The organism is Mycobacterium sp. NPDC006124 (assembly GCF_040614235.1).
Lineage (GTDB): Bacteria > Actinomycetota > Actinomycetes > Mycobacteriales > Mycobacteriaceae > Mycobacterium.
Genome location: NZ_JBEXUA010000037.1, coordinates 2,018 through 5,319, shown reverse-complemented (window position 1 = coordinate 5,319; position 3,302 = coordinate 2,018). Strand labels below are relative to the sequence as shown.

1 rRNA gene is annotated in these 3,302 nt (G+C 56.0%); it reads right to left on the bottom strand.

Going from position 1 to position 3,302, the window contains the following annotated elements:
- Window positions 1-131 precede the first annotated feature (131 nt).
- Window positions 132-3,251 (bottom strand): 23S ribosomal RNA (locus tag ABZ195_RS28560).
- Window positions 3,252-3,302: the final 51 nt, after the last annotated feature.

The window sequence follows — 3,302 nt, the reverse complement described above, 5'->3', positions numbered from 1 at the left end:
TTTGTGTGCCCCACTGGTGTTATTTGGTGGTGGGGTGTGGTCTGTCCGATTCGTGGACGGTGTGTGGTTGCGAGTGCACGCGGGGTGCAAATGTGGTGTACACGTTTCCCAGTCAATTGGTGTTCTTGGGTGTGTGTAAGTTTTCGGCCGGTTAGTGCCAGTTCCCTGCACCCATTGCTGGGCTTCTAGGTCTGGTCTATCGATCCCGTGGTCTGCGGGGGGCCTTATCCCTCTAAAAGGGTGAGAAACCTGGTCTTGGAAGAGGTTTCCCGCTTAGATGCTTTCAGCGGTTATCCTGTCCGAACGTAGCTATCCAGCCGTGCCACTGGTGTGACAACTGGTAGACCAGAGGTTCGTCCGTCCCGGTCCTCTCGTACTAGGGACAGGTTTCCTCAAGTTTCTGACGCGCGCGGCGGATAGAGACCGAACTGTCTCACGACGTTCTAAACCCAGCTCGCGTGCCGCTTTAATGGGCGAACAGCCCAACCCTTGGGACCTGCTCCAGCCCCAGGATGCGACGAGCCGACATCGAGGTGCCAAACCATCCCGTCGATATGGACTCTTGGGGAAGATCAGCCTGTTATCCCCGGGGTACCTTTTATCCGTTGAGCGACACCCCTTCCACTCGGGGGTGCCGGATCACTAGTCCCGACTTTCGTCCCTGCTCGACATGTACGTCTCGCAGTCAAGCTCCCTTGTGCACTTGCACTCAACACCTGATTGCCGTCCAGGTTGAGGGAACCTTTGGGCGCCTCCGTTACTTTTTTGGAGGCAACCGCCCCAGTTAAACTACCCACCAGGCACTGTCCCTGAACCGGATATACGGTTCGAAGTTAGAAGCCCAATACGATCAGAGTGGTATTTCAACAACGACTCCGCCCACACTGGCGTGTGAGTTTCACAGTCTCCCACCTATCCTACACAAACCGTAACGAACTCCAATACCAAGTTGTAGTGAAGGTCCCGGGGTCTTTTCGTCCTGCCGCGCGTAACGAGCATCTTTACTCGTAGTGCAATTTCGCCGAGTCTATGGTTGAGACAGTTGAGAAGTCGTTACGCCATTCGTGCAGGTCGGAACTTACCCGACAAGGAATTTCGCTACCTTAGGATGGTTATAGTTACCACCGCCGTTTACTGGGGCTTAAATTCTCAGCTTCACCCCGAGGGGTTAACCGGTCCTCTTAACCTTCCAGCACCGGGCAGGCGTCAGTCCGTATACATCGTCTTGCGACTTCGCACGGACCTGTGTTTTTAGTAAACAGTCGCTTCTCACTGGTTTCTGCGACCCCCCACCGCTGCCGGCCGCGAAGGCCATGACAGTAAGGGGTCCCCCTTCTCCCGAAGTTACGGGGGTATTTTGCCGAGTTCCTTAACCATAGTTCACTCGTACGCCTTGGTATTCTCTACCTGACCACCTGTGTCGGTTTGGGGTACGGGCCGTGTGTGTGCTCGCTAGAGGCTTTTCTCGGCAGCATAGGATCACCGAATTCGCCTCACTCGGCTATGCATCACCTCTCAGGATGTGTGAGACCCGGATTTGCCTAGGTCTCTCCCTACGGGCTTGCCCCAGTATTACCACTGACTGGTACGGCTACCTTCCTGCGTCACCCCGTCGCTTGACTACTACCCACCCGGGTCCCGTGCAGCCCCAGAAATCCTCACACCCGAAGGTGATCGGTAATCCTGGTTTTGGACGGTTAGCAGAATGGATTCGTCACGGGCGCGCACACACGGGTACGGGAATATCAACCCGTTGTCCATCGACTACGCCTGTCGGCCTCGCCTTAGGTCCCGACTCACCCTGGGCGGACTGGCCTGGCCCAGGAACCCTTGGTCTTTCGGCGGGCAAGGTTCTCACTTGCCTTATCGCTACTCATGCCTGCATTCTCACTCCCACACCCTCCACCACACCATCACTAGGTGGCTTCACCGGCGTGCAGGACGCTCCCCTACCCATCCTTGCGGATGCCGCGACTTCGGCGGTGTGCTTGAGCCCCGCTACATTATCGGCGCACAATCACTTGACCAGTGAGCTATTACGCACTCTTTCAAGGGTGGCTGCTTCTAAGCCAACCTCCTGGTTGTCTTCGCGACTGCACATCCTTTTCCACTTAGCACACGCTTAGGGGCCTTAGTCGGCGATCTGGGCTGTTTCCCTCTCGACGCACGGAGCTTATCCCCCGCCGTCTCACTGCCACACTGTTGACTTACCGGCATTCGGAGTTTGGCTGACGTCAGTAACCTTGTAGGGCCCATCGGCCATCCAGTAGCTCTACCTCCGGCAAGAACCATGCAACGCTGCACCTAAATGCATTTCGGGGAGAACCAGCTATCACGGAGTTTGATTGGCCTTTCACCCCTACCCACAACTCATCCCCTCAGTCTTCAACCTAAGTGGGTTCGGGCCTCCACGGCGTCTTACCGCCGCTTCACCCTGGCCATGGGTAGATCACTCCGCTTCGGGTCCAGAACACACCACTACACCAAGTCCTCTGACTCGGATACGCCCTATTCAGACTCGCTTTCGCTGCGGCTACCCCACACGGGTTAACCTCGCGACATGTCCCTGACTCGCAGGCTCATTCTTCAAAAGGCACGCCATCACCCCACTCAAGAGAGGGCTCTGACGGCTTGTAGGCACACGGTTTCAGGTACTATTTCACTCCCCTCCCGGGGTACTTTTCACCATTCCCTCACGGTACTAATCCGCTATCGGTCATCAGAAGGTATTCAGGCTTACCGAGTGGTCTCGGCAGATTCACAGCAGATTTCACGGGCCCGCTGCTACTCGGGAACACACATCAAGGCAGGCGTCGAGTTTTCACGTACCGGGCTCTCACCGTCTACGGCAGGCCATCCCAAGACCACTTCCGCTAACCACGACACTTTCTTACTGCCCTCTGAGGAGGTAGCCCCAGAAAATATGGTCCCACAACCCCGCACACACAACCCCTACCCGGTATCACATGCATACGGTTTAGCCATCCTCCGCTTTCGCTCGCCACTACTCACGGAATCACTGTTGTTTTCTCTTCCTACGGGTACTGAGATGTTTCACTTCCCCGCGTTACCTCCCGCACCCTATGAATTCAGATACGGGTAACACGACATCACTCGTGCTGGGTTTCCCCATTCGGACACCCTCGGATCAACGCTCGGTTGGCAGCTCCCCGAGGCATATCGCAGCCTCCCACGTCCTTCATCGGCCTCTGATGCCAAGGCATCCACCATGCGCCCTTAAACACTTACAACACAAAAACCAATTGTTTCAAAATCGAAATTACACCACAACAACCCACACC